This is a genomic window from Mesorhizobium sp. WSM4806 (genome assembly GCF_055811635.1).
In genome coordinates this window covers 235,760-260,874 of record NZ_JBVVQZ010000006.1, presented here as the reverse complement: position 1 = coordinate 260,874, position 25,115 = coordinate 235,760, and the positions used below count along the sequence as shown (strand labels likewise).

19 protein-coding genes and 3 pseudogenes are annotated in these 25,115 nt (G+C 60.4%); 16 read left to right on the top strand and 6 right to left on the bottom strand.

Going from position 1 to position 25,115, the window contains the following annotated elements; translation table 11 throughout:
• Positions 1–588 carry an EAL domain-containing protein gene (locus AC0L2M_RS12270; protein WP_473534978.1) on the top strand — a complete coding sequence of 196 codons (588 nt, stop codon included), beginning with the start codon at positions 1–3 and terminating at the stop codon, positions 586–588.
• Between the two features lie 250 nt (positions 589–838).
• Here AC0L2M_RS12270 and AC0L2M_RS12265 read toward each other — a convergent pair whose 3' ends face one another.
• From AC0L2M_RS12265 to AC0L2M_RS12250, 4 genes and pseudogenes are all read right to left on the bottom strand, one after another.
• Positions 839–1,615 (bottom strand): sulfite exporter TauE/SafE family protein, encoded by a 777-nt coding sequence (locus tag AC0L2M_RS12265; RefSeq protein WP_473532447.1) that lies wholly within the window; start codon positions 1,613–1,615, stop codon positions 839–841.
• Between the two features lie 122 nt (positions 1,616–1,737).
• On the bottom strand, positions 1,738–3,411 hold the full coding sequence (gene groL, locus AC0L2M_RS12260) for a chaperonin GroEL (RefSeq protein ID WP_473534977.1): 1,674 nt from the start codon (positions 3,409–3,411) through the stop codon (positions 1,738–1,740).
• A 61-nt stretch (positions 3,412–3,472) separates the two neighbouring features.
• Entirely contained in the window at positions 3,473–3,769 is a 297-nt protein-coding gene (groES, locus tag AC0L2M_RS12255) for a co-chaperone GroES (protein ID WP_008871949.1), read from the bottom strand.
• A 1,449-nt stretch (positions 3,770–5,218) separates the two neighbouring features.
• Positions 5,219–5,443 (bottom strand): annotated as a pseudogene (locus AC0L2M_RS12250) (recombinase family protein); the annotation flags it as partial.
• Here AC0L2M_RS12250 and AC0L2M_RS12245 point away from each other — a divergent pair.
• A pseudogene (locus AC0L2M_RS12245) lies at positions 5,367–5,525 on the top strand (hypothetical protein); the annotation flags it as partial. The pseudogenes AC0L2M_RS12250 and AC0L2M_RS12245 sit on opposite strands and share 77 nt — an antisense overlap.
• A gap of 59 nt (positions 5,526–5,584) precedes the next feature.
• On the opposite strand, the gene AC0L2M_RS12240 reads toward AC0L2M_RS12245, so the two are convergent.
• Positions 5,585–6,109 carry a hypothetical protein gene (locus AC0L2M_RS12240; protein ID WP_473535015.1) on the bottom strand — a complete coding sequence of 175 codons (525 nt, stop codon included), beginning with the start codon at positions 6,107–6,109 and terminating at the stop codon, positions 5,585–5,587.
• Between the two features lie 1,453 nt (positions 6,110–7,562).
• Here AC0L2M_RS12240 and AC0L2M_RS12235 point away from each other — a divergent pair.
• From AC0L2M_RS12235 to AC0L2M_RS12220, 4 genes and pseudogenes are all read left to right on the top strand, one after another.
• Positions 7,563–7,734, top strand: a pseudogene (locus AC0L2M_RS12235) (IS3 family transposase); the annotation flags it as partial.
• Positions 7,735–8,168: 434 nt separating this feature from the next.
• Positions 8,169–10,997, top strand: a complete 2,829-nt coding sequence (locus tag AC0L2M_RS12230) for a xanthine dehydrogenase family protein molybdopterin-binding subunit (protein WP_473534976.1) — start codon at positions 8,169–8,171, stop codon at positions 10,995–10,997.
• Positions 10,994–11,512 (top strand): (2Fe-2S)-binding protein, encoded by a 519-nt coding sequence (locus AC0L2M_RS12225; protein WP_473534975.1) that lies wholly within the window; start codon positions 10,994–10,996, stop codon positions 11,510–11,512. The genes AC0L2M_RS12230 and AC0L2M_RS12225 overlap by 4 nt, the downstream gene beginning before the upstream one ends.
• On the top strand, positions 11,509–12,447 hold the full coding sequence (locus tag AC0L2M_RS12220; RefSeq protein ID WP_473534974.1) for a hypothetical protein: 939 nt from the start codon (positions 11,509–11,511) through the stop codon (positions 12,445–12,447). The genes AC0L2M_RS12225 and AC0L2M_RS12220 overlap by 4 nt, the downstream gene beginning before the upstream one ends.
• Before the next feature lie 100 nt (positions 12,448–12,547).
• On the opposite strand, the gene AC0L2M_RS12215 is transcribed toward AC0L2M_RS12220, so the two are convergent.
• A complete protein-coding gene (locus AC0L2M_RS12215; protein ID WP_473534973.1) occupies positions 12,548–12,961 on the bottom strand; it encodes a hypothetical protein in 414 nt (137 codons plus the stop codon).
• Between AC0L2M_RS12215 and AC0L2M_RS12210 the strand changes: the two genes are divergently transcribed.
• From AC0L2M_RS12210 to AC0L2M_RS12165, 10 genes are all read left to right on the top strand, one after another.
• Complete coding sequence (locus AC0L2M_RS12210; RefSeq protein ID WP_473534972.1) at positions 12,954–15,368, top strand: hypothetical protein; 2,415 nt, start codon at positions 12,954–12,956, stop codon at positions 15,366–15,368. The two genes, AC0L2M_RS12215 and AC0L2M_RS12210, sit on opposite strands and share 8 nt — an antisense overlap.
• A gap of 9 nt (positions 15,369–15,377) precedes the next feature.
• Positions 15,378–16,004, top strand: coding sequence for a phospholipase D-like domain-containing protein (locus tag AC0L2M_RS12205; RefSeq protein ID WP_473534971.1), 627 nt, complete (start codon positions 15,378–15,380; stop codon positions 16,002–16,004).
• A gap of 1,178 nt (positions 16,005–17,182) precedes the next feature.
• On the top strand, positions 17,183–17,614 hold the full coding sequence (locus tag AC0L2M_RS12200) for a CBS domain-containing protein (RefSeq protein WP_077376492.1): 432 nt from the start codon (positions 17,183–17,185) through the stop codon (positions 17,612–17,614).
• 233 nt (positions 17,615–17,847) lie between these two features.
• Positions 17,848–18,348, top strand: coding sequence for an NADH-quinone oxidoreductase subunit J (locus AC0L2M_RS12195; protein ID WP_023800377.1), 501 nt, complete (start codon positions 17,848–17,850; stop codon positions 18,346–18,348).
• Positions 18,348–18,650: an NADH-quinone oxidoreductase subunit NuoK gene (gene nuoK, locus AC0L2M_RS12190; protein ID WP_023800378.1), complete on the top strand. Its 303-nt coding sequence runs from the start codon at positions 18,348–18,350 to the stop codon at positions 18,648–18,650. The genes AC0L2M_RS12195 and nuoK overlap by 1 nt, the downstream gene beginning before the upstream one ends.
• 4 nt (positions 18,651–18,654) lie before the next feature.
• Positions 18,655–20,118 (top strand): monovalent cation/H+ antiporter subunit D family protein, encoded by a 1,464-nt coding sequence (locus AC0L2M_RS12185; RefSeq protein ID WP_473534970.1) that lies wholly within the window; start codon positions 18,655–18,657, stop codon positions 20,116–20,118.
• A complete protein-coding gene (locus AC0L2M_RS12180) occupies positions 20,115–20,369 on the top strand; it encodes a hypothetical protein (protein ID WP_419696031.1) in 255 nt (84 codons plus the stop codon). Before AC0L2M_RS12185 ends, AC0L2M_RS12180 begins: the two co-directional genes overlap by 4 nt.
• The gene (locus AC0L2M_RS12175; RefSeq protein ID WP_473534969.1) at positions 20,362–22,122 is read left to right on the top strand and encodes a Na(+)/H(+) antiporter subunit D; all 1,761 of its coding nucleotides are present in this window, start codon (positions 20,362–20,364) and stop codon (positions 22,120–22,122) included. The genes AC0L2M_RS12180 and AC0L2M_RS12175 overlap by 8 nt, the downstream gene beginning before the upstream one ends.
• A 7-nt stretch (positions 22,123–22,129) precedes the next feature.
• Positions 22,130–23,605 (top strand): NADH-quinone oxidoreductase subunit M, encoded by a 1,476-nt coding sequence (locus AC0L2M_RS12170; protein ID WP_473534968.1) that lies wholly within the window; start codon positions 22,130–22,132, stop codon positions 23,603–23,605.
• A complete protein-coding gene (locus AC0L2M_RS12165; RefSeq protein ID WP_287226363.1) occupies positions 23,602–25,041 on the top strand; it encodes an NADH-quinone oxidoreductase subunit N in 1,440 nt (479 codons plus the stop codon). The genes AC0L2M_RS12170 and AC0L2M_RS12165 overlap by 4 nt, the downstream gene beginning before the upstream one ends.
• The last annotated feature ends 74 nt before the right edge of the window (positions 25,042–25,115 follow it).

Sequence of the window (25,115 nt, the reverse complement as noted above, 5' to 3'; positions counted from 1 at the left end):
ATGAAAGAGGGCCTCATTCGCCGGAGTAATCGCTGCCCCTGCACGCAGAGGCGGCAGCTTCCCGCGGCAGGCCCTAAATGTCGCCCCGAAGAGGTATTGTCACCGCGCGAATTGGAAGCCGGCGATATCGACGACATGGTTCTGAATGGTCTGGCGGCAAAAGACCTCCCAGCAACGATGTTCGAAATCGAGATTACCGAAGAATCCCCAGTGGACCCGGACAGAGTAGATGAAAAGCTCGGGCGCCTTTCACATGCCGGCATTTCCATCGCGCTCGATGACTTCGGCACCGGCTTTTCCACGTTGGCATCGCTCAAGGACAGTCGGATACGCAAGGTGAAAATAGACCAAGGCTTCATTCGCGGCCTAGCCAAGTCTCGGGAGGACCGGCTGCTTGTCAAAACGGTGATCGATCTTGGTCGGGCGCTCGGGATCGATGTCATGGCCGAGGGCGTCGAAACAGAGGCAGACCGGCAAATTCTGCACAAGCTTGGCTGCAGAACCGCTCAGGGCTTCCTATTCTCCAAGGCGGTGCCTTTGAGCCAAGCGCTTGAATTGGCACTAAAAGAGCACGCGAAGCAATGTTGATCGCCGCCGTCATCAGTCACTGCATCGAGCAGAGCAGTCACTGCATCGAGCCGAGCGTAAAAGGACCGATGGGCCGGGCGAGGCGGAAATGGGAAACACGTTGATCACTGGCGTGCCATACGCCGTTTGTGGCGCAGGTTAGGTTTTCCAGGGTGGCAAGTCGCCTCCAGTCCGCGGTTCACTTCGGTTACGCCGATCATGATGTCCGGAAGCAAAGCGAAGGCTTGGAAGGGTAGTCTGCTTGCTCAGGTCAGACGAATCCCAGTTGTTGGGCGGTCTGGAACAAAGCGAGCAGCATGATCAGGCAGCCGACGAGCCGCAAAAGCGTCCGCTCGGCAATCGCCTTGAGCACCCATCCGGCAAGCGGAGCGGCGACTATGCCGCCGACGATCAGCCCCAGCACCGAGCTTGCATGTGTCGACAGCGCCCCCGCTTCCTGCCAGTGCCCACTGACGAGCGCGACGATGAAGGTGACGGACACCGCTAGCGTGATCAGGAACTCGGCCGCATTGACAGTGCCGATCACGTAGCGGGGCGGCGCGCCGGCGCCGAGCAATCCGGTCACGACCATCGGGCCCCATCCGCCGCCGCCTGCAGCGTCGAGGAAGCCGCCTACAGTACCCAGCGGCGCCACAAGACGGGTAGGAACCGGATTGCTGGGGATCTTGCGGAACGACCGGAGGAACAGCCAGAGCCCGATCACAGCGAGATAGGTCGTGACGTAGGGCTTCACCTTGTCGCCGTCGAACGAGGTCAGCACGAAGGCGCCGAGGCAGCCGCCGAGAATGCCGAAAGGAGCAAGCCGCCAGAACAGCTTCCAGTCGATATTGCGGTGGTAGTGGTGCGCCGTGCCGGAAGCGGCCGTGGTGAACACTTCCGCCGCGTGTACCGCGGCGGAAGCCTGCGCCGGCGGAACACCGAAGGAGAGCAGCACGGTGGAGGAGATCGCGCCATAGGCCATGCCTAACGCGCCGTCAACCGCCTGGGCGAGGAAGCCGACAATGGCGAACAGAATGAAGTCAGTCATTGGTGTCCGCCGTGAACGTGCCGCCGTATGTAGCCTTGTGGATGTGGCATCCGGCTTGGCTCCGAGGCAGAGAAAAGGGCGGCATCGCTGCCGCCCATCGAGATTATTGAAGTGCGTGGACCTTAGAAATCCATACCGCCCATACCGCCCATACCGCCCATGCCACCCATGCCGCCGCCGGGCATGCCGGCAGGCATGCCGCCGCCAGCCGACTCCTTCTTCGGAGCCTCCGCGATCATGGCTTCGGTGGTGACCAGCAGGCCGGCGACCGAGGCCGCGTCCTGAAGAGCTGTGCGCACGACCTTGACCGGATCGACGATACCCATGGCGATCATGTCGCCATATTCGCCGGTCTGGGCGTTGAAGCCGAAGGTCGGGCCCGTGTTCTCGAGAATCTTGCCGGCAACGATCGATGCTTCCGCACCGGCGTTGGCCGCGATCTGGCGGGCCGGAGCCTGCAGCGCGCGACGCACGATGCTGATGCCAGCGGTCTGGTCGGAGTTGGCGCCGCTGACGGTGATGGCCAGCGAAGCGCGCAGGAGTGCGACGCCGCCGCCGGGAACGATGCCTTCTTCGACGGCCGCGCGGGTCGCGTTGAGGGCGTCGTCGACGCGGTCCTTCTTTTCCTTGACTTCGATCTCGGTCGCACCGCCGACGCGGATGACGGCAACGCCGCCCGCCAGCTTGGCGAGACGTTCCTGCAGCTTCTCCTTGTCGTAGTCCGAGGTGGTCTCCTCGATCTGCTGCTTGATCTGGGCGATGCGGCCCTGGATCTCGGCCTTCTTACCGGCGCCGTCGACGATGGTGGTGTTCTCCTTGGAGATCGACACCTTCTTGGCGCGGCCGAGCATGTTGAGGCCAACATTCTCGAGTTTGATGCCGAGGTCTTCGGAAATGACCTGGCCACCGGTGAGGATGGCGATGTCTTCCAGCATGGCCTTGCGGCGATCGCCGAAGCCCGGCGCCTTGACGGCGGCGATCTTCAGGCCGCCACGCAGCTTGTTGACGACCAGCGTGGCCAGGGCCTCGCCTTCGACGTCTTCCGAGATGATGACCAGCGGCTTCGAGGTCTGCACGACAGCCTCGAGGATCGGCAGCATGGCCTGCAGATTGGAGAGCTTCTTCTCGTGGAGAAGGATGTAGGCGTCTTCCAGATCCGCAACCATCTTGTCGGCGTTGGTGACGAAGTAGGGCGAGAGATAGCCGCGGTCGAACTGCATGCCTTCGACGACTTCGAGTTCGGTCTCGGCGGTCTTGGCCTCCTCGACCGTGATGACGCCCTCATTGCCGACCTTCTGCATCGCTTCGGCAATCATCGAGCCGACCGAAGCATCGCCATTGCCGGCGATGGTACCGACCTGGGCAACCTCTTCCGAGGTCTTGATCTTCTTGGCATTCTTGATCAGCGTCGAGACGACGTCGCCAACCGCAAGGTCGATGCCGCGCTTCAGGTCCATCGGGTTCATGCCGGCGGCAACCGCCTTGTGGCCTTCCTGGACGATCGACTGCGCCAGAACGGTCGCGGTCGTGGTGCCGTCGCCGGCGATGTCGTTGGTCTTCGAAGCAACTTCGCGGACCATCTGCGCGCCCATGTTCTCGAACTTGTCCTCAAGCTCGATTTCCTTGGCGACGGTGACGCCGTCCTTGGTGATGCGCGGGGCGCCGAACGACTTGTCGATGACCACGTTGCGGCCCTTGGGGCCGAGCGTGACCTTCACTGCGTCGGCGAGGATGTTGACGCCGCGCAGCATGCGCTCACGGGCATCGCGAGAAAATTTTACGTCTTTGGCAGCCATTTTTAGCTCCTGGCAGGGGCTTGAATTGAGCCCGGGGTTTAAGCGATGGTGAGGCCGATATTCAGCCGATGATGCCCATGATGTCGGATTCCTTCATGATCAGAAGGTCTTCGCCATTGAGCTTGACTTCGGTGCCCGACCACTTGCCGAACAGGATGCGATCGCCGGCCTTGACGTCCAGCGGCACGAGCTTGCCGGCTTCGTCACGGGCGCCGGAACCAACGGCGATGATATCGCCTTCCTGCGGCTTTTCCTTAGCCGTGTCGGGGATGATGATGCCGCCGGAGGTCTTGGATTCGGATTCGACCCGACGAACGACCACGCGGTCATGCAGCGGCCGGAAATTCGACTTTGCCATTTTGGATATCCCTGGTGCGGAGGTTGAAAGGTTCTCCGTTGCCGGAGCGTGGTTAGCACTCGCCAGTGGAGAGTGCTAACGTGGCGCTGAAATAGGCTGCGGGCTCGTACTAGTCAAGACGTACGAGGGGACGGCCGAAGAGCAAAGGATTTGGAATCGGCGCGGAAGGCTCGCCCCCGTTACGGTGCATCCAACTGCCTTAGCGAGCGTTTCGGCCGTAAGCTCTGGGCCAACTTTCGTCTCTGTTTGGAATGTGAAATTATGTGAAATTAATGGCCGAGCAGTCGGCCGGAATCGATGGCCAGCCAAACAGTCTTGAGCTTTTTGCAATTCATCTAACCTAAGTGGCATCGCCAAAAGGAGCGCTTATCGCAATCGATGGTCTGCAAATGCCTGCCGAAGCGCCTGGCAATCCTAAAGCAAGGCGCTCGCAATTTGCTTGTTCGGTAGTTCCGATCAGCAGGTCGAGAGGAATGCTCGTTTTGAGGACGATGTTTGGGATTTCGTGATCGAGGTGGATTGTTTCCGTGGTGAGGTTTGCGTCGGCGATTAGATAGACAAGATGGCGCGCCCGTCCAGTGCGCCTACCGCGCGAATCTCTCCCTTCACGAATTCCGCCGTGAACGCAGCGCGTTGAGCCGCAACGGCACCGGAAAGCCTTCACGATCATGCCCGGTACTGGCGTGTGCTGCGATGTTGTAGGGTGGTCAGGCGGGCCTTGACGTCATTGCGACGGTAAATGAGCAGCGGGGACCGGGTGGGGGGGCTTGGGGTTAGTCCCCGCTGCTTTGAGCTGCCTTCGCAGGGTGCAGTGGCAGCACAACTAAATAGTGACTGAGCGATGACAGGACCCAGACAGCGGAGCCTTGGGCACCCTGTCAGTCTTACATCGGCTAGTGCCGCCCCCCAAGGCTACCCGGGCGGGTGTCTCAAGAGTGCGGCCGGCGACGGACCTTCAAAGATTGCGACTTCCGCGCCCCAGCCTACACTCCGGCCTGACGCGCGTGCCCACCCAATGACGAGTGCCCACCCAATTGACCCCAGCGTCAAGCGACAGGTCATTAGTAGCCGATAAAGATCGCCCCCAAATCGGCCCCTTGGGCTAGCTCGGATAAACAATTCGGGTGAGCGGGTTCAACGGGGTCAAAAGGAGGGGTCGGAATATCCGGGCCAAATTTTCTTACGACCCATCGGATAACAGGCTCATGCGTGGCACCCCCCGTGCCCCTTCGGTTTCACCACACAGGCCCGAGCGAGACGACCGCCAGACGCCGAGAGGCTGCCCGGTGGCGGTACCTCAGACCGACATGAGCACGCGCTGGCGGGGCAATCCTTGTCCAGCGGTTGGAGTGCGGAGTGTGCGTAGGGCATACCAATCGGGTCGCCTACTTGCGGCTGTCGTCAGTGCAACGTAGCTACCGGGTAACGAAATGGAGGGGTCTATGTTTCTATGGCCGCATTGCGCTCCTGGTCCTCAGGCCGCTCCCGGTAGCGCCCTTCCTGCTTGGCCTTCCGGATACCCTGGGCCTGCCGCCGCCGCCTGTCGTCATAGTCCTTGTGGGCAATCGCAGCGATCATGTCCAGCATCATCCCGTTGATGGCCTCCTGCATCCGGCCGGTGAACTCGTCGGTTCCGCTTGAAGCCATGCTCCAGGAGGTGGGGAGGTCGAGACTGGTCTTCGTCTGCGCGATGTGGATCACCGGCTTCGACGTGCCAACCTGCTCGACGATCCATCTCGACAAGCCAATGAAGAACCACACTCTGATGCAGACGATCACGCGCGCGAACCGAGTTGCGCCCGGCAAACAAGCGGGTCAGCGCGGATCGATCCGCTGCGCGACCAAACGCAGTCGTTGCGCGTGTGCAAGGTCGAGGAGGCGATCTTCAAGTTTACGGATCCCAACATTGCGGGGAAATCCAAGCTCACGCGGCGACTCGCGCCCGGTCGGCCGGACCATCCGCAGGAAACATCGCGGAGCGAACCGACGCCGGCAGACGACCAATGACAAGCGTCTGAATTGTGACGACCTGCTCGCGCCGATAGGCCCCTTCGGCGACATCCCGCCAACGAACGCGTCCGCGCTGGCGAACCCAACGGACCTCGGCGACGGTGATATGCATATAGTCGCCGGCAATGGCCAGGCCACGATCAGATCCATCGCAGCTTCGTTGCGCACCGGGACGACCGCGGCGACGGAGCACATAGCCTTCGGCCTGTTGGCCTTCGCGATACATCGGTTTTCGCGCGCAAGCGTCCACACCGCGTCTGCCGCTCCCTTCGCGCTGCTGTATTCCTCTATGAGCCTTTTCGCGATCGCCTTCCGCATGGCGTCGTCCATTGACGCTGCATGCTCTCTGCGTAGCCGAAAGGCCTCGAGGAATCGCTGGTGCAAGGAAGAGACTGCCATCCGGAACTCGTTCACAATGTCGTTGATCACTGATTGTGCGACAGAGGGGTTGGCGGGCCTTCGCTCTTAATGATCTTGAGTGAAACGAAGCCGGGTCGGCTGCTTACGTCGACCGCTTAGGAAGAGGCGACCGTCGCGCGTTGGGCCGAGCAGTACGGAAATGGCTGCAGAGAGATAGCACGCGGGTATAGATATTGGGACATGCGAACAGCGTGTCGAAGGAGCGCCGTGTCGATGTCATCATCGGCATCGACGTAGATGCAGCGCATCAGCTTCACCAGTTTGCCTGTCTCTGCGTGTCTTCTCGATCGTTTCCCCGACCAGATGGAGAGGCATTCTAATTTTTCCGTACTTCAGTACGTACTGCGGAGAAAGCCTTTCTTGGGTCGTCTTCCGAAGCGGAAACGTTGAAGGACAGAGGATCATTGGGCCTATGTGTCCACGCTAGCACGGTGACTCATCCAAAAAAATGCACGACAAGCTCCATCGAACAGGAGATTTGTCGTCAACCTGCCAGCGTATTACGTGATGTTGCTAGCACCGAAGAATTTCAAGCATCAAAGACTTGCCAATGAACGACCTCAAAAAGGTGTGCCCACACAATGTCACAGCAGATGAGAATGCGAAGCTTTGGCCGATCGAGGATCGACAGGATTCGACACGACACCATCTCCTGCCAGCCCATTCCCGTCTACTCGACCTAGGGCTGTCGAGCATGAGCAAGACCGTCCTTGCCTTATGGTCTGTGAACTCCGGCTTTGACCTCGCCGAATGGCAGTCGTAAATAATGCAGTCAAAAGTGTGCATACCGCGACGGCGACCACATTGTTTTAGTCTTTTCAACAGTCTAAAAATCTGACGGTATTCTTGACGGCATTCCTTGGAAAGATGATGAGATTTTACAAATCAAAACAATCAGTTATAGATCTCATTGATCATTGAGTGGGAATGATTCAGGCCCACTCAAACGCCGCGAAAATACGCCAATCTGCGACGTAACGTACTGAAAATAAAAATAAATCCGTTCAGGGACAATCGGCGACAATCGGCACGCAGAGATTGGCTTTGACGGACCGCTTGACGGACCTTCCGCATATTGCCCACCCGATTTTTGCTAAGTACCGTCGGAGCCAATGAGGCTCGGGACGGTACTTTTTTTATGCCTTAAGGCATTGAAGAAAAAAGGAATTTCCTGTCACGGAACCTCGAATTGTACTGACGGTACTTTTCACGAGGCGATGGGTATGCTGACGGACGCCGCCCTTAAGGCGCGCGGCGGAAGGGCACTGGGTCACTTTGACGTTCTCGCGCATCAATCCGTTACCGGTACATCTTGGCCAGGGCCTTTTCGGTGCGCTTGCCGGGCTTCGGACGGATGAGGCGCATGGACGTGTCCCGCTCAGGCTTTCATGCCTGGCTTAACCGAAGCCCCAGCGCGCCGGTCCGGATATGACGAAGCTCTTCTTGTCGAGATTGACCGAAGCTTCAAAAGCAGCGACTGCACCTACAGCACGCGCCGGGTCTGGCACGACATCCTGGCCGAGGGCCTCTCTTGCAATGGCGGCACGGAAGAGTTTAGAAGGGAGCCTCAAATACTCCGATCCCGTATTTGCAGCTAACACGGTCGTTGTCAGTCATTCATATGCAAGTGCAGAGATGGAGTACACTGATTGTGTGGTAGTTTGCGGGGGAATCGAGAGTTGCACAGGGGTTCAATTTCGATGCCAAGAACAGGGTCTGTTCCCTGATGAATAGCATAGTTTCCTCGACAGATTTTAAGGGGTAGTGTCTGGCCTGAAGGCGATTGCAAATTAGGTTCGAGGACAAAGCATGCGCTGCACATCGCAGGATCAGCTCCCCCAAGCGAACGTACCCGGTGCTAATATAACGACTCTTCTGCTTCCCTAAAGTAAAGAAAATGGTGGTAATTCTGTGGCGTAGTTAGGGCGGGCGCAGCCCGCCTCCAGCCCGACCCTTAGCAGAGGCTTTCATGACCAATCCCACCACGCCAAGCTTGGGACTGACCCGCCGTAGTTTTGTCCAGACCGCCGCCGGCATGATTGCGCTTAGCGTGACCGGCCTGTCGCGTCTAGCGCACGCCGCCGCGCCCGCCAACGCGGTGGCACAGATCGGCACCAACGCTTCGTCCATACCCGGCGTCCCTGCCGAACGCATAGACGGTCGGGCCAAGGTGACCGGGCAAAAGGTTTTCGCCCGCGATTTCAATGCCCGCGACATGCCAGGCTGGCCCGCGCGGCAGTGGTATGCGCTGTACTTGTATGCGCTGACGACGGACCACGCCTTTCTGGGGGTCGATCTCAAGGGCATTCCTAACGCCGCGCGACCGAAGCGGGTGATCCTTGGCAATAACCTGTCGGGCCGCTTCGTTGCGCCTCGGGTGACGCTGCGGCGCGACCTTCATTTGGATGAGCGCATGCAGGCACCAGTGGCAAGAGGAGATAGCACCATCTTCGACCGCCCGCCCAATATCGAAGTCGATCTGATCGTGAAGCCGGGCAATGTGCCGGACTTCCTGGGCCAGGCAGTGGCGCTGCTGCTGTTCGACAGCATCGCCGGTTTTCGCACTGCGCGCAACGCGCTGCAGTTCCGCGACGCTGAGTTCCAGATTTATGCCGTCGATGTCGGTCATTCAAAGGGCATGGGAAGCGTTTTCCCGACCGAAACCACCTATGTGAAGTATACGATCGGAAACGAGAATTTCAGCTATGCGACCGCAGATCCGAAAAAGTATGAGAAGAAGGACGTACTGCAAGACTATCGCGAGCGGATCGCCGCGGCGCTGATTGCCGACCCGAGCCATGTGTCTCAACCGATCGCCTGCGACAAGCAAGCCATGGACCCGATGTTCATGGAGCCTGAAACCGGCATTGCTTGGTATGAGGCGGGAGCAAACGCGCTGCATCTTGTGCTGGGCACCCAATCGCCCGATGGCGACATCGCTGATATCGCAGGAATGTATGGTACACCCGACGCGCCGGTTAAGGTGACGGACATCCGTCTGACCAGTTGCTATCCGGGAGGCGGTTTCGGCGGGCGGGACAGTTCGCCATTCTCGCTAATGCTCGCACTGGCCGCGCCCTTTGCTTATGGCAACCCGGTGCGGCTGGAGTTCGATCGGTTTGAACAGTTCCGCACCGGACTGAAGCGGCAAGGTGTGCGGATCGAGGGGCGGCTTTCCGTCAGGGCCGACATGAAGATGCTGGCGGCCCAGATGGTGCTGCGGTTCGATGGCGGCGGTCGCAAGAACCTCAACCCCTATGTAGCGAGCCTTGCCGCGCTCTGTGCTGGCGGGGCTTACCAGCTCCCGATGGCCGACATCGTCGCGAATGCCACGCACACCCAGAATGTGAGCGGCGGGTCGCAACGCGGTTTTGGCGGGCCGGAGGCCTATTTCGGCATTGAAACCGCGCTCGATGACCTAGCCGTGCAAAAGGGCTGGGATCCCCTGGCTCTGCGCCGTGCCAATCTGGTCGCAGATGACGGTACCACCGTTGCGGGCGGGCCCATTGCGCAGGAATTGCGCCTGCCCGAGATCCTGGACATTGCCGAAGCGCATACGCTCTGGCGCGACCGGGCGGCGATCAAGGCCGATTTCGCTTCGCGGGGGGAAACCTATGGCACTGGGCTCGCGCTCTCGCTGCAAGCGTATGGTACGTCGGGCGACGGCGTGGTCGCGGCGGTGCATATCGGCGCGGATGGGAGGATTCGCGTGGAATCCGACGCCGTGGACATGGGCAACGGTTCGGCCACTACGCTTAGCGTGGTGATTGGCCCGATACTCGGCGCCAATGCGGCGCAGGTGGATATGGCCTGCTATACGCTCTGGGGTCAGACAGGCCTGACGACCCAGGATACAACCGCAAGCACGCGATGGGCCAACCCCGATTGGACGCAGAAATCGGTCGGCTCATCTTCGGCTTGCTTGACCGGACTGCATCAGGTCCATGTTGTCCAGCAAACAGCGCGCGCGCTGTTTGAGGGCAGTGTGATGGCTGCGGCGCGCGAGCTCTGGCATCAGCCTTACATGAATGTCGCGCAGACACGCTGGCAAGATGGCGCGCTTCTTGCCACGGACGGCGCGCTGCCCCCGCTGTCGCTGGCGGATCTGGGTCGGACAATCCATCAGCAGGGCTTACCGAGCGGCGCGCTGGGTCATGCCTATTTTCAAGCGCAATGGGTCGAAGCCGATTTTCCGACACCGGGTGGGCTGCTGCATCTGCAACTTGATGGTCTCTCCTACTACGCCCCCGGCGCAGACAATCCACTGAGGGTGGTACGGCAGAATACCAACGGCCCCGAGGCCGCCAGCAAACGCTACGCCCGCTATGTCTGGGCGCCTTGCCTGAACATTGTTGGGCTGACGGTGGACCGCAGCAATGGCCAGGTGCGCGTCGAGAATGTCGTAAGTATCCTGAATGCGGGCCGGGTGCATGTGCCGGAGCTTGTCTCAGGCCAGTCGCAGGGAGGCATCGCCATGGCGCTGTCCCAGACACTGCTGGAGGATATGCCGCCAGGGATGGAGGGGCCGGCCAACGGGCAGTGGAACCTGAACCGTTATCATCTGGCGCGGATGCAGGATGTGCCGCTGGGCGTGGAATATCGGCCGGGCGCCCGGGCGCAGGAACTGATCATCCTGCCTGAAACCCCCGGCGACGGCCGAGCCGGGCGCGGCATTGCCGAGGCTGTCATGTGTTCCGTGGCGCCTGCGATCTCCAATGCATTGCGGGATGCGGTCGGGCAGCGCTTTGCCTCTCTGCCGATTACACCTGAAAAGATCCTGAAAGGCCTGGCGCAATGAGCATCAAATTCACTGTAAACGGTTTACCGCAGGAAGTGCCCGATGCCCGGGGCGACAACCTGCTCATCGACTTCCTGCATGACGATCTGAATCTAACGGGGACGAAGTTCTGCTGCGGCATCGGCGTCTGCCGGGCCTGCACCGTGGCCGTGGCGAAACCGCCGAACCCGGCGGGAACCCCGGTGATTAGTTGCTCGACTCCGCTTTCCATCCTGGAGGGTTCTGCGATCACCACCATCGAGGGCGTCTCCGCCGGGCCGGAACTCTTGCCGATACAGGAGGCCTTCCTCCGCCATTTCGCCTTCCAGTGCGGCTATTGCACCCCAGGCATTGTGATGGCGGCCAAATTGTTTCTCGACGAGCTGCAAGACGAGCCACCGCCGCAAGATCTCCATCAGGCGATCTCGGTGAGGATCGGAGCCCATATCTGCCGGTGCTCGGGCTATGTGCGGTATGTCGAGGCGCTGCATGAAACTGCGCTTTCCGTGATTGCTGCGAAAAGAGGCGTCCAATGATCCGGCATGTCTGGCTCATCGCAGCCCTGATTGCCCTGCCGCAGCCTGCCGCCGCCGAACAGACCACTTCCGAACGCTATGCGGAGGCCTGCCGCGTCCTCATTGGTCCGCTGCCGGAATTCTCCTGCGCCGACGGCGTCCCGGTTCCGGTGACGGTGGACGGCGTTCCGGTCAAGGATCCGAAGCCGCAGATGGAATGCGACCGCCCGGCGCTGCTGTCCAATGGCGCGGAATCCGATGGGCAATGCGTGCCGCATTCACGCATCCTGTCACTGTCGACTGAGACGATGATGGTTTCCGTCATGTGCCGCCAGAAGGTGATCCGCGATCCGGCCAGCATGGATTTCGACGAGATCGACGTGATTGCGCATGATCCCGCGACCGGCGCGACCTGCTGGTTCCAGGCCGAAGGCAGCCGCGATAAACCGGTCGAGGGCCTGAAGGTGCCATCCCCCACCGCGGGGACGGACAATGGCTTCTGGAACGCGCCGGAAATCGTCGCTGGCGATCGTTGCGGCAATTGCCATGACAACGATCCCTTCATGTATTCGCCATTTGTCGGGCAGGTTTGGCGCGAGGTGCCAGTGGCGCCTTTCGGACCCTATTTTCATGTCGGCCCGGAATTCGGGTTTGACGCCTGGCCGACGAAGACTTTCGCGCTGCGCGACAATACCTGTCTCGGCTGTCACCGGATCGGCCAAGCGGAAACCTGCGGCGGCCTCACACGGTGGATGACCGGGAAGGAGCACCCCCAGGGCGCCGATCCGTTCGCCCGGCGATTTGCGATGTCACATGCCATGCCGCCCGGTTTCAGGCAAGATGAGGCAGTCTGGAACATCATTTATCGCGAGGCAGTGGCGCAGATCGAATCATGCTGTGCCAAGCCCGGTCAGCCCGCGTGCGCGCTGACCCCGCTGCCGAGCACGCGGCAATGAAGGACAGTCTCGCCTTTCCGCGCCTGATGGATTGTGACCTGCTGGCTGATCTGCCGGGCGACCAGAAGATCGCCTTTCTCGACGTCTTCGGTCTGCGCCGCTACGCCGAACCAACTGAGATCCTGTCGCAGGCGGGCTTCTGTATCGTGGCCAGGGACTCGTGGAGGCGAACCACTGCGACAGCCGGGGCAATTTGCTGTAAACGTACTTCTTGCGTGCGCCCGCGGAGGAGCGCCTGCAGAGTGCCGAAGGGCGCGGCGACAACCTCCGGGTTGCAGTGGAGGATTCCTAAGCTGAAGCGACGAACACGCAGATGCAGGTTTTCATGTGCCCGATTGACCCAGAGGGTGAGCAGACCCTGGGCCTCAGGGTAGGTTTGCGAGACGGCGTCAGGAAAAAGGTAGATCATCTGACGCTGGACGGTTTTTAATGCAATTATACGTTCCTGATGTCGCCTGGCGTTTTTGTTTTTGCAAAGCAATCCAAATAAGAAATGGTAGAGAAAAATGGCCACAGAAATGAACGATCCCGCGAACAATCCGCTGCAATCTATTCAAGTCGGTTCAGTTGTGTTTTCCGATACGCCAAGATTTGGCGCTCCAGAGTTCGAGGATGGAATCACGAGTTTTATTGAGAACGACACAGGCACGGACTCCATGTCCGGGAACAGCGTCTTCACAAATACCAGCAGCATGAACCAAGGATCGATCGGCATTTCGGGCAGCTATGGCGCAAGCGGCATAGCAAAGTTCAAGGCAGGCGTTTCTGCCTATTTTGCAACATCCAAAGCCGACCTCGGTAGTCACCTGTCGATACACTTTCTCGCGCATAGATGTGTTGGTCTTGAATACATGGATCTCGATGATCTCCTGGTCTCTCAGCTGATAACGAAATTAAAGGTGAGATCACAGAAAACTCTTCAGGACGCGCTTGACGCTTTCAATGCTAGCAAGAAGACAAAGCCGGCTTCGTCTGATGGAGGCGCCCTGGAGACATGGTTACAATCTTCAGATGTGGTAAAATGGCGTAATGCGTCCGCCGAGTTTTACTCCCAGTGTGGAGAGGGCGTCGTAGTTGCGGTGCTTTGGGGAGGATGGGGCTCGGTCGTCCTCGACCTTGTGAGCAAGAGTTCCGAGTCCCAGTGGAAGGCCGGCGGAAGTGGCAACTTCGAGTTTGCAGGCCTAACGGGCTCGGCGACGGTCTCTGCCTCCTTCGGTCATCAGGAGGCGACCATCGGGCAAGATGCCACAACCTCGGTCACGGGATACTTCAACGGTCGATGCGTAGAACCTCTGATTGAGTCGTGGGTGAAGTCCTTAACGGAAACCGCGACCAAAGGGCTCACCGAGCTGGGCAAGGTTCACATGGCCGATCTGCCCAGCACGCCCGTGAACACGCCCCCATCGCCGCCGGAATTGAGGAAGCCACCCTCTGACAAGGGAGTCGCCGACAAGATAGGGGAGATCACCGACCTCGATGGATTAGAAGCTTTCGCGAAAGCCTCCGCCTACGACAAATACAAGAAATCTACCAAGGACGATCCTCCGATGGACTTGCGCGCGTTTCTCACTTACGCGTCCAAGGAGAACGACCTCTCTGCGATCCCCAAAGGCGCGGTTTCTCCCTCTGACTTGTTGGTCGACGAGTCGGACGATGATACCTCGGGAGAAGAACGGCAGTCGCTCGACCGTCTTTCGGCGGTCCCCCGACCGCTTGTTGCAACCGCGAGCAGCGAGCCATCCAATGCGCCGAAGGTGCCGGCGGCGGCATTGGGAAAGGATGGCTACGTGCCTCTGGGTGTGTTCGTCGTCGGTTGGGGGCAGTTATTCCCGTGGCTGGTATCCGGCCAGGACAATTCTATCGGCAAGGACGGATCGCCGATCGACCTTGTGGCACTTCGCACAATGCAGCAGGACTTCGTGACATTGCAGCGCCTCTACGATCGGATGCAGTATGAGGGCCTTCAGCTATCCGGCAGCCTCATCGCGATAAACTTTAGAGAGATCAGCATGGCCTTCGGTCAGGGCGCAACCCGCGCCGCCGACTACCTGTACAAGTTCGTGGGCAACCTCGGTGGCAAGCCAGGAGGCCTGTCCCCGAGGGATTTCATCAAGCAGACGATCGATGGCCTCGGCGCTGCCGGGAAAGCAATCTACGAACGCTGGCAAGAGGTCGGCTTCCTCCGGGAGTGCGAGCTCGGGGTTGGGGTGGTCGTCAACGCCGACTCGCTCCCTTGGAAATCGGCTTCCTTCCGCGTCCTAGGACGAGCGGCCGACTACGGTCCTAGCGATCCTCGGTCCTTCCCGGCAATGGAGAAATGCGACTTCGAGCAGAACATCGCCAAGCCGAACTACCTCGTGTTCGCCCCGACGGCGAAGGGATGGCCGGTCATACTGCCCGACAAGCGGATTGTCCTGTTCGTGAGCGACGGTACCACGTCTGGCATATTCTCGCGATACGATATGTTGCAGTTCGGGTACTTCGTGTCGAAGAAGATGGGCGGAGATGACTTCGGCATGGGAGGCACGGGCAAGGTTATCGCCGTGAACGGCCATTGCATCGTCTTCGAGCCAGTGCCGGGGACCAAGACCCTTCAGGCGTTCTGCGTCGAGCCGGACCAGAAGAACCGGAACGTCAATCTTCAGACCAAAAACGTAACAATCACCCTCTATCCGCTTCCCTTTGAAGCCGCCGAGGGGCTGGGGGATACGGATTGGAAGGGGTGCGCAATGACGACTGGGATGGGAGACCTGACTTCGCAGCTCGAGAACATTCGCACGATGCTGCGCGGGGAAACAGTGCGGCTCGATAGCGAGACTTGGCAGAATATGTCCTACAGCGACTATGGGGTCGGGTTGCAGCGGCTAAAGCTGTCCTACGTCGGGCTTGTGCCAAGGCCTCCCAACGTGCTTCCGGAGTAGCATCGCGACGTGCTGGATGCGGCCCGAGCCAAGGCGCGACGCGGGGAAGTATGCCAACGGGCCAAAGTGCTCATGGTATCCGCACCGTTCGCCCTTCATCCTGAAATCCGAAAGGTCCTGCAGCAGGCGGATTCAGGCACGTTGCGCTTCCTCATGGCAGACAAGGAAGGCTCATTCGGCAAGAAGGGCGAAATCGAAATGATGGAGGGCGACCCCGGCAACGCCGCCGCAGTCGCGACTGTTCTCAACACGCCACTGAACGAGTTTCAGGGGCGGTTGTTGGAAGACTCCGAGAGTTTCCATCACGCCGGCGTTCATATTCACTCAAAAATCATCGCTGCCGATCCCTTCGGGACAGATCCGATCTTGGTTACCGGGTCCGCCAACTTCTCGACAAACTCAAGCATGGTCAACGATTCCAACAGCCTCATCATCCGCGGTGATACCGCAATCATGGACATCTATTTCACGGAATTCATGCGGATGTTCGAACACTATTGGTTTCGCTATACGCGCGCGAGAAAAGAAGCAGAGGCCAAAAAAAGAAGGCAAAACTCTGGAAGATGTACTGTCGCTCAAGGAAGATGCATCTTGGTCAGATCCCTTTTATGTGGCGGGATCGAAGGAGATGCTTGATCGCCAGGCTTTCGCGGGGATCGTCGTCTAGAAGCCATTCCCACCGGGCAAACGGCGACGTACGCGAACTATAATCGGCGCGGACAGGTGGTAGTCCGAGAGCTTACCCGAAATGCATGTGACGGTGAGTTTGGCCATCTACCATGGCCATTGATTTTGCTACGAAAAAATCAAATGCACCTAATTGAGGCGGTGACGGTACTTTTCGAGACGGCATGGGCATGCCGTCGAACGCAGCAAAGTGCGAGAAATCGCCCGATTGGTCCCGACAGTTGGTGAAACCTCAAAATATTATTTGTGGCGATTTTCCCTTTAAATCAAGAGCGTAACTTTTTGACGGCCCATGTGTCGGACTTTCGAGCCGCAAACAAGAAAAAACCCAGTTAGATCAAAACCTAGCTGGGCAAAAAACAATCGAGTGGGAGTGAGGGAAAGACCTTAAATTCGGCGAAGCGGCTGTTTTTGAGTAGATTAGCGTAGGATCTTCGGCGGTCCGGAAGATCATCTGCCGCACATGATCAATGACGATCCTGATCGTTTTGTCACAGTAACGCCCGCCATAGTGATTCCACTGTTCACTCGATCGACCCGGATGTTTACCACGAAGGTTTCGCGTCCGACGCTGTGATGTCGCCCGGCATACTCTTCTGTCTCGAGGGGCCAGCCCTGGAGCAGGCGCTTGAACAAATGCAAGAGCGCCAGATTCGTCACCTTTCAGTGCTCAACCGGTAGAAGCGGACGACGGGCCTCATCTCGCTGAGTGATATCGCTCTGAAGAGCGAAAGTTCGATCCTCGCGCCGCTTACCAAAATCGTCGCACGCGACGCTGAACGGCACCTGCACGCCGCCTGGGGTTCAGGGACGCCTGCAAGAACTAGACGAGAGCGGCATGCGTTTAGAGGGAACCAGGCATGCGCCCCCGAGCCCGACGGAATTGGCTTCCGAATCCGTGACGGCGCTCTCGGCTGATCGATGAGCATCGGCGACGGCACGGCGACCCGCGTAGCAGGCGGCGGTTTGTGTGAGCCAATCATGAAGGCCTACCGCCAGGAAGCACTGGCGCCTGAGCACGCAAGTCGGGCTTGAAATATGAAGGCGCGCGGCGCACGATGGGCAGAAATGCACTGAGAGGGAGACGGGGGGGGGCGGCTGGAGCGTAGCAACGCTTGGAGGAAGCCATGAACGTCAAAGCGATTCTCGAGGACAAGGGTCGAGCAGTCGAGACGATCGGCCCGAACGAGGCGCTCGCCGTGGCGATCAACAGGCTCGCCGAGCACAGGATCGGCGCACTGGTCGTTACCAATGGCGATCGCAAGGTGGTCGGCATCGTGTCCGAGCGCGACGTCGTCTGCGCCTTGGACAAGCATGGGGCTGCGGCGCTGGAGCAGAGTGTCCGTCACGCAATGACCGCCAAGGTCAAGCTCTGCACCGAGAACCACACGATCAACCAGGTCATGGAGATTATGACCACAGGCCGCTTCCGCCACCTGCCCGTGGTGAAGAACGGCCAACTGGACGGCATCGTCTCGATCGGCGACGTGGTGAAGAAGCGCATCGAGGAGGTCGAGCATGAGGCCGAAGAGATTATTCACTACATCTGGGCGGGGTAAGCTCGCCAAAGGCCCGCCGTCTGGCCGCGGCAGCCTGAATAACGGATAAGCAGGCTGCGGGATCGCACACCGTATCAGATACTGAGACTTGGGCATAACGTAGCGCCAAACCATGCAATCTTGAGAAAAATCCGATACTAGGGCACAATTTGTAGACGCATCTGAAGTGCGCAGCTATCTCAACCCCGGCCGTCTTGCGCCGAGTGACGGATCGCGGCGGAGGGTTGGCGTCGATGGATCAGGCGTTCTTTCTTCTGTTCGCTGCGGCGTCCGTGATCACGGCACTGACCGTGGTCCTGGCGCGGAATCCGGTTCACAGCGCATTGGCGCTGATGGCGTGTTTCCTGCAGATCTCGGCAATCTTCGTCTTGCTCGAGGCACCGTTGCTCGCTGTCATCCAGATTTTCGTCTATGTCGGCGCAATCATGGTCCTGTTCCTGTTCGTGATCATGATGATCGATGTGCGCGAAGCGGTGTTGCAGCGGTTCTTGCCGGGCGGCAACCTGCCGGCTCTGGTGCTGCTCGTCCTGCTTGGGGTCGAGATGCTTGTACTGGTGCTCTGGAGCGACCGCTTTTCGGTCACGGAGCCCGTCGCGATGCGCGGCGGCGATCAGATCAGGCAGCTCAGCATGACACTTTTCGCCGACTATCTCCTACCGTTTGAAGCCGCCTCCGTGATCCTGCTGGCGGCCCTAGTCGGCGCCATCGTGCTGGCGCGGAAGGAGCAGGGGTGATGGTTCCGCTCTGGTGGTATATTTTGCTCGGAGTGGTCCTGTTCGTGATCGGAGCGGCGGGCGTGCTGCTCAGGCGCAACATCCTGGTCGTGCTGATGTCGCTGGAGTTGTTGCTCAACTCGGTCAACATCAATTTCATCGCTTTCGGGCGTTACTACGACGATTTCCGCGGGCAGATCTTCGCGATCTTCGTCATCGCAATCACCGCGGCGGAGGTTGCGGTCGCCCTCGGGATTCTGGTCGCCCTCGTGAGGAACAAGTCCACCCTCAAGGTCGACGACGTGACCATGATGAAAGGATAGCGGCTTGGACCCGGTGATATCGATCCGGCCGCTGCTTGCCGTCGCCGTCGCAGGCCTGGCGGCCCTTGCAGTTCTCGTTCTGAACAACCGCGAAAAACTCCGCGATCTCGTCTCGCCCTTAGCCGCGATCGCCATGTTTGCAATTGTCGCCTCGATGGCACCCACGGTGCTGGCCGGCGGGACGGTCGATTTGCGCCTGTTCGAGATTCTGCCGGGGATCGACTTCGCTTTCCGGGTCGATGCGCTCGGCATGGTGTTTGCCACCGTCTCGTCGCTCTTGTGGATCGTGGCGGCGATCTATTCCATCGGCTACATGCGCCACTTGAACGAGCACGCGCAGACCCGGTTCTTCGCCTGCTTCGCCACCAGTCTCGCGGCGGCCGTCGGGGGCGCCTTCGCCGCCAATCTGTTCACGCTGGTGATCTTCTACGAGGTGCTCAGCCTCGTTACCTATCCGCTCGTCTATCACCACGAGGACGAAGAGGGATGGACGGGTAGCCGCAAGTATCTCGTCTATTTGATGGGGGCGTCGAAAAGCGTGCTTCTCGCCGCGCTGGCACTGACCTACCATCTGGCGGGGTCGCTCGACTTCGTGCCAGGCGGGCTGCTGGCCGGGGTCGATGCCTCGCCGGCGCTGCTGACCGTGGTCTACTTCTGCTATCTGTTCGGCTTCGCCAAGGCCGCGGTGATGCCGATGCACGCCTGGCTGCCTGCCGCGATGGTCGCGCCGACACCGGTCAGCGCTCTCTTGCATGCGGTGGCCGTGGTCAAGATGGGCGTGTTCTGCGTGCTGCGGGTGGTGTTCCATGTCTTCGGCACGGGGCTGGTGGACGGGCTGGGGCTCGGCATCGCAACGGCCTATCTGGTCTCGTTCACCATCCTGATGGCGTCCATCTACGCCCTGACGCGGGACGACCTGAAGGCGCGGCTCGCCTATTCGACGGTCAGCCAACTCTCCTACATCGTGCTGGGCGCGGTCCTGCTGTCGCCGGTCGCGATGGTCGGCGGGATCATCCACATTGCGGCGCATGCGTTCTCCAAAATCACGCTCTTTTTCTGCGCCGGGTCGATCTATTGCGCGTCCGGCAAGCGGAACATCAGCGACATGGCCGGCATCGGCCGCAGGCTGCCCTGGACGATGGGCGCGTTCTTCGTGGCCTCGCTCAGCATGATCGGGGTGCCGCCGACCGCGGGCTTCGTCAGCAAGTGGTATCTGGCGCTGGGCTCGGTGGAGGCGGGGGAGATTGCGTTCCTGGTCGTGCTCTTGGTGAGCTCGGTCCTGAACGCCGCCTACTTCCTGCCGGTCAGCTATGTCGCTTTTTTCGGGACGGAGACACAGGAAAGTCCGGCGACGGTCCGTGAAATTCCGATGGTGACGATCCCGCTGGTCGCGACCGCGATCCTGTCGGTGTCGATGGGTATTTTCCCCGGCTATTTTCTCACCCTGGCGGAAGGAGTGGTCAGATGATCAGGCGTGTCGTCAATTTCTTTGGTGAGGCGAGATACGCGGAGCAACGCCGCCGGCTGTTTTATCTGGCGCTCGTTCTGGTCGTCATCGCCGATTTTCTGGTCCCCCGCGAACACGCTGAATACCTGTGGGACCGCTTGCCGGGCTGGTCGGCCGTCTATGGCTTCTTGTCCTGCGTCCTGCTGATCTTCGTCTCCAAGTTCCTCGGCCATCAGGGCGGGTTGATGCGGCGCGAGGACTATTATGATTGACTTCGTCCATCCCGCCCTGCTGTTCATTCTTGGCGCCCTGCCGATCCCTTTCCTGAAAGGATCAATCCGCAAGGCCTATCTGATTTTGATTCCCGCGCTGGCGATCCTCGCCGTGCTCACCGTGCAGCCAGGCAGCTACGGCGCGGCGGAGTTCATCGGGCAGGAAATCCTGATTGCGAAGGTCGACAAACTGAGCATCGTCTTCGCCACCGTTTTCACCATCATGGCGCTGATCGGCATGGTCTATGCGCTGCACCTGACGGGCGCCGGAGAGCATGTGGCGGCGTTCGTCTATGCTGGCAGCGCGCTCGGCGTGGTGTTTGCTGGCGACTACCTGACCCTGTTCTTGTTCTGGGAAGCCATGGCGTTTGCCTCTGCCTATCTGGTTTTCGCCCAGCGAGGCGAGCAGGCGATCCGCGCCGCGTTCCGCTACCTCATGGTCCATATCACTGGCGGCGTCGCCCTGCTCGGCGGCGTCATTCTCCACGGGCTCGCCACCGGCTCCTTGCTCTTCGGCCCGATCGCGGGGGGGATGGACGTCGCCGCCTACCTGATCCTTGCCGGGTTCATGCTCAACGCCGCGGTGCCGCCGCTCAACGCCTGGCTGACTGACGCCTACCCGGAGGCGACCGTCACCGGGGCGGTGTTCATGAGCGCCTTCACCACCAAGACCGCCGTCTACGTGCTGGCGCGGGCGTTTCCGGGGACCGAACTTCTGGTCTGGCTCGGCACCATCATGGCGCTTTACGGCGTCATCTACGCGGTGCTGGAGAACGACTGCCGGCGGCTCCTGGCCTATCACATCGTCAGCCAGGTGGGCTACATGGTGGCGGGCGTCGGCATCGGCACCGAGATGGCAGTGAACGGGGCTTCCAGCCATGCCTTCGCGCATATCCTCTACAAGGCGCTCCTGTTCATGGGTGCGGGGGCGGTGATCTACGTCACCGGGCGGCGCAAGCTCACCGAGCTCGGCGGGCTCTACAGGACCATGCCGCTGACCGTGGCGCTCTACATGGTCGGCGCCTTCGCAATCTCGGCATTTCCGTTCTTCTCGGGCTTCGTGACCAAATCGATGGTGGTGGCCGCCGCCGGGCAGGATCACCGCGCGCTGGTGGTTCTGGCGCTGACGATGGCGTCGTCGGGGACCTTCCTGCACACTGGGCTCAAGCTCCCGTATTACATGTTCTTCGGCACGGACCAGAGGCTGGAGGCGCGGGAGCCGCCCCGCAACATGCTGGTTGCGATGGGAATGGCTGCGGTGCTGTGCATCGCGATCGGGGTGTTCCCCCAGCCACTTTACGCGCTGCTGCCCCATCCAGTCGACTTCGAACCCTACACCGGCGTTCATATCACCGAGAGCCTCGGCATACTGATGTTCACCGCATTGGGTTTCGTGCTGTTCCTCAGGGCGCTTGACCCCGAGAACACGATCAGCATCGACGCCGACTGGTTCTACCGCAAGGCCGCGCGGTACTTCACGTGGCTCGCCGAAAAACCGCTGGCGCGTTACGAGAAGGCGGTGAGCGACATCTCCGAGACCGCGGTGCTGCCCTTCCTGCATGGAACCGCACGGGCTGGACTGCGGATCGATCTCAACGGTGTGGACGCCGTCGTCAACGGCGTCGCCCGTTCAATCCTGCGCGGTGGCGGCGCGCTGCGACAGTTGCAGACCGGCGTCGTGACCCATTACGCGCTGGCCATGATCGTCGGTGTGATCGCAGCCATCGCCGTCTTCGCCGTGGTGTGGCGGTAGCGGTGCGATGGCGTTCCCGCTGCTTAGCCTCATCGTATTCATACCCGCCGCCGGGGCAGCGGTTCTGATGCTTCTCCGCAACGACGATCAGGTGCGATGGACGGCGCTGGGCGTCACCGTCCTCGACTTCGCTCTCTGCATCGCGATGCTGGCCGGCTTTGACACCACTACCCACGAGATGCAGTTCACCGAGACGCGCCCGTGGGTGCCCGCGCTAGGGATCACTTACGCGCTTGGCATCGACGGAATCAGCGCGCTCTTCGTGTTCCTGACCGCGCTATTGGGTTGGATCTGTGTGCTCGCCTCTTGGGTCGCGATCGACCGCAAGGTGAAGGAGTTCATGGTCAGCCTGCTGGCCATGCAGGCGCTGATGCTTGGGGTGTTCTGCGCGCTCGACCTGTTCCTGTTCTACGTCTTCTGGGAGGCGATGCTGATCCCGATGTACGTGATCATCGGCGTCTGGGGCGGCGACGGCCGGGTCTATGCGGCGTTCAAATTCTTCCTCTACACGCTGGCGGGCAGCCTTCTGTTCCTGATCGGTGTCATCGTGCTCTATTTCCACGGCGGCGAAACCTTCGACATCCGCGCCCTGATGGCGCAGGATTTGCCGTTCCGGGCCCAGTCCTGGCTGTTCTTCGCCTTCCTGATTGCGTTTGCGGTCAAGGTGCCGATGGTCCCGGTCCATACCTGGCTGCCGGACGCCCATGTACAGGCGCCGACGGCGGGTAGCATCATCCTCGCCGGCGTTCTCCTGAAGATGGGCGCCTACGGCTTCCTGCGGTTCTCGCTGCCGATGCTGCCGGAGGCGTCGCTGTATTATTCGACGCTAATGCTTTCGCTTTCGGCGCTCGCAATCGTCTATGGCGGGTTACTCGCGCTGGCGCAGGACGACCTCAAGAAGCTGGTGGCCTATTCCAGCATCAGCCACATGGGTTTCGTGACGCTGGGTATTTTCACGTTGAACCTCCGCGGGCTTGAGGGCGGCATCCTGCAAATGTTCAATCATGGCATAACGACGGGCGCGTTGTTCCTGTTCGTTGGCCTGATCTACGAGCGGACTCATACCCGCAGCATCGCGGATTATGGCGGGCTGATGAAGGCGGCGCCGGTCTATACCGCGTTTCTTGCGCTGTTCACCCTGTCGTCGATGGCGCTGCCGGGAACGAATTCGTTCGTGGGCGAGTTGCTGGTGCTGTCGGGCGCGTTTGCGGCCAATCTGGCCGTCGGCGCGGCCGCCGTTTTGGGGGCACTGCTGGGCGCGGCCTATCTGCTTGGCATGTACAGGAAAGTCGCGCTTGGTCCAGCCAGCATCGGCGTGCGGTTCAAGATTCGCGACGTAAACGCCCGCGAACTGGTGGCGATCCTGCCGCTGGCGGTCTTCGTGCTCTGGGTCGGGCTCTATCCGAAACCTTTTCTCAACATCATCGGGCCTTCGGTGAGGCATCTGCTCACGCAGGTGCATTCTAACGGGGGCGGCCAATGACCGCTGCCACGCTTTTCCAGTCGATCCTAGCGAGCCTGCCCGAGATCGTGGTGGTCACTGGGGCCTGCATCTTGCTGATTCTGGGACAGCTTGTGCCAAAGGGACAGGGGTATTTCCTCGTCTGGGCTTCCGCTGCGACCGTGCTGGTTGCGGCCCTGGCGACACTGTTACTGGCGGGTGAGGTACGGCCGGCCTATTCGGGCATGTTTATCGCCGACCGCTTCGCGGTCTTCTTCAAGATGGTGTTCTACCTTTCGACCATCCTGACGTTCCTCCTGTCGCGAAAATATGCCGAGATCGAGGAGATCGCGTTGAGCGAATACTATGTCCTGCTGCTCTTTGCGCTTTCCGGCATGATGATCATGGCCTCGGCAACCGATCTTCTGTCGATCTATGTCGGCCTCGAGCTGATGGCGCTCTCGACCTATGTGCTCACCGGCTTCCTCAGGAAGGAGCGGCGGTCGAACGAGGCGGCGCTGAAATACGTGGTTCTCGGCGGGGTCTCGACGGGAATCTTCCTCTACGGCGTCTCGCTGATCTACGGGATCACCGGCACGACGCAGCTGGACGGGATGGCTGCGGCGGTGACCGGCGACCCGCTCGATCCTGGATTGCTCCTGGCGGTGGTCTTCATCGTCGCGGGGCTGGTCTTCAAGGTCGGCGCGGTGCCGTTCCACATGTGGGTGCCGGACGTCTATGAAGGCGCGCCGACGACAATCACGGCCTTCATGTCGGTCGCCCCCAAGGCGGCGGGGTTCGCGGTGATCCTGCGCGTGTTCCTCAACCCGCTGGTCGCCGCTTCCGACGCCTGGATCATCGTCGCGGTGATCGCGGTGGTGACGATGGCGCTCGGCAGCTTCGTGGCGCTGGTGCAGGACAATTTCAAGCGCCTGCTCGCCTATTCCAGCATCGCCCATGCGGGCTTCGCGCTCTTCGGCGTGGTGGCGGGTGGCGCCGACGGGATTGCCGGCGTGATGCTCTACCTGCTGATCTACGCCTTCATGAATCTCGGTATCTTCGGCATCGTCATCATGATGCGGAATGGCGATTTCTCCGGCGAGGTCATCGAGGACTACGCCGGCTTCGCCAAGTCGCATCGCGGGTTGGCGCTTCTGATGCTGCTCTACCTGTTCTCGCTCGCCGGCATTCCGCCGACAGCCGGGTTCTTCGCCAAGTTCTACGTGCTGGTGGCGCTCGTCGAGCGGGGTTTCGTCACGCTGGCGGTGATCGCGGTGCTGCTGAGCGCCGTCGCCGCCTACTTCTACATCCGCATCGTCATGGTGATCTACATGCGCGAGCCGGAGCGCGCGTTCGAGCCTGCCCTGACGCCGTCCGTCCGCGCCACGCTCGCCTTGACCGCCGCCGGCACCATCGGCATCGGACTGTTTCCGGCGTGGTGTCTGAGGCTTGCCCAGAGTTCCGTGCTCGGCGGTTGACACGATTGGATTTGCAATGAACCGGCCAACCGAATACTCTTGGAGCTACGAAAGGATGCCCTAGTCGCTGCACG

Coding starts and splice junctions, on each gene's coding strand:
- AC0L2M_RS12270 (WP_473534978.1), top strand. CDS start 1: ATGAAAGAGGGCCTCATTCGCCGGAGTAATCGCTGCCCCTGCACGCAG.
- AC0L2M_RS12265 (WP_473532447.1), bottom strand. CDS start 1,615: ATGACTGACTTCATTCTGTTCGCCATTGTCGGCTTCCTCGCCCAGGCG.
- groL (WP_473534977.1), bottom strand. CDS start 3,411: ATGGCTGCCAAAGACGTAAAATTTTCTCGCGATGCCCGTGAGCGCATG.
- groES (WP_008871949.1), bottom strand. CDS start 3,769: ATGGCAAAGTCGAATTTCCGGCCGCTGCATGACCGCGTGGTCGTTCGT.
- AC0L2M_RS12240 (WP_473535015.1), bottom strand. CDS start 6,109: ATGGACGACGCCATGCGGAAGGCGATCGCGAAAAGGCTCATAGAGGAA.
- AC0L2M_RS12230 (WP_473534976.1), top strand. CDS start 8,169: ATGACCAATCCCACCACGCCAAGCTTGGGACTGACCCGCCGTAGTTTT.
- AC0L2M_RS12225 (WP_473534975.1), top strand. CDS start 10,994: ATGAGCATCAAATTCACTGTAAACGGTTTACCGCAGGAAGTGCCCGAT.
- AC0L2M_RS12220 (WP_473534974.1), top strand. CDS start 11,509: ATGATCCGGCATGTCTGGCTCATCGCAGCCCTGATTGCCCTGCCGCAG.
- AC0L2M_RS12210 (WP_473534972.1), top strand. CDS start 12,954: ATGGCCACAGAAATGAACGATCCCGCGAACAATCCGCTGCAATCTATT.
- AC0L2M_RS12200 (WP_077376492.1), top strand. CDS start 17,183: ATGAACGTCAAAGCGATTCTCGAGGACAAGGGTCGAGCAGTCGAGACG.
- AC0L2M_RS12195 (WP_023800377.1), top strand. CDS start 17,848: ATGGATCAGGCGTTCTTTCTTCTGTTCGCTGCGGCGTCCGTGATCACG.
- nuoK (WP_023800378.1), top strand. CDS start 18,348: ATGGTTCCGCTCTGGTGGTATATTTTGCTCGGAGTGGTCCTGTTCGTG.
- AC0L2M_RS12180 (WP_419696031.1), top strand. CDS start 20,115: ATGATCAGGCGTGTCGTCAATTTCTTTGGTGAGGCGAGATACGCGGAG.
- AC0L2M_RS12175 (WP_473534969.1), top strand. CDS start 20,362: ATGATTGACTTCGTCCATCCCGCCCTGCTGTTCATTCTTGGCGCCCTG.
- AC0L2M_RS12170 (WP_473534968.1), top strand. CDS start 22,130: ATGGCGTTCCCGCTGCTTAGCCTCATCGTATTCATACCCGCCGCCGGG.
- AC0L2M_RS12165 (WP_287226363.1), top strand. CDS start 23,602: ATGACCGCTGCCACGCTTTTCCAGTCGATCCTAGCGAGCCTGCCCGAG.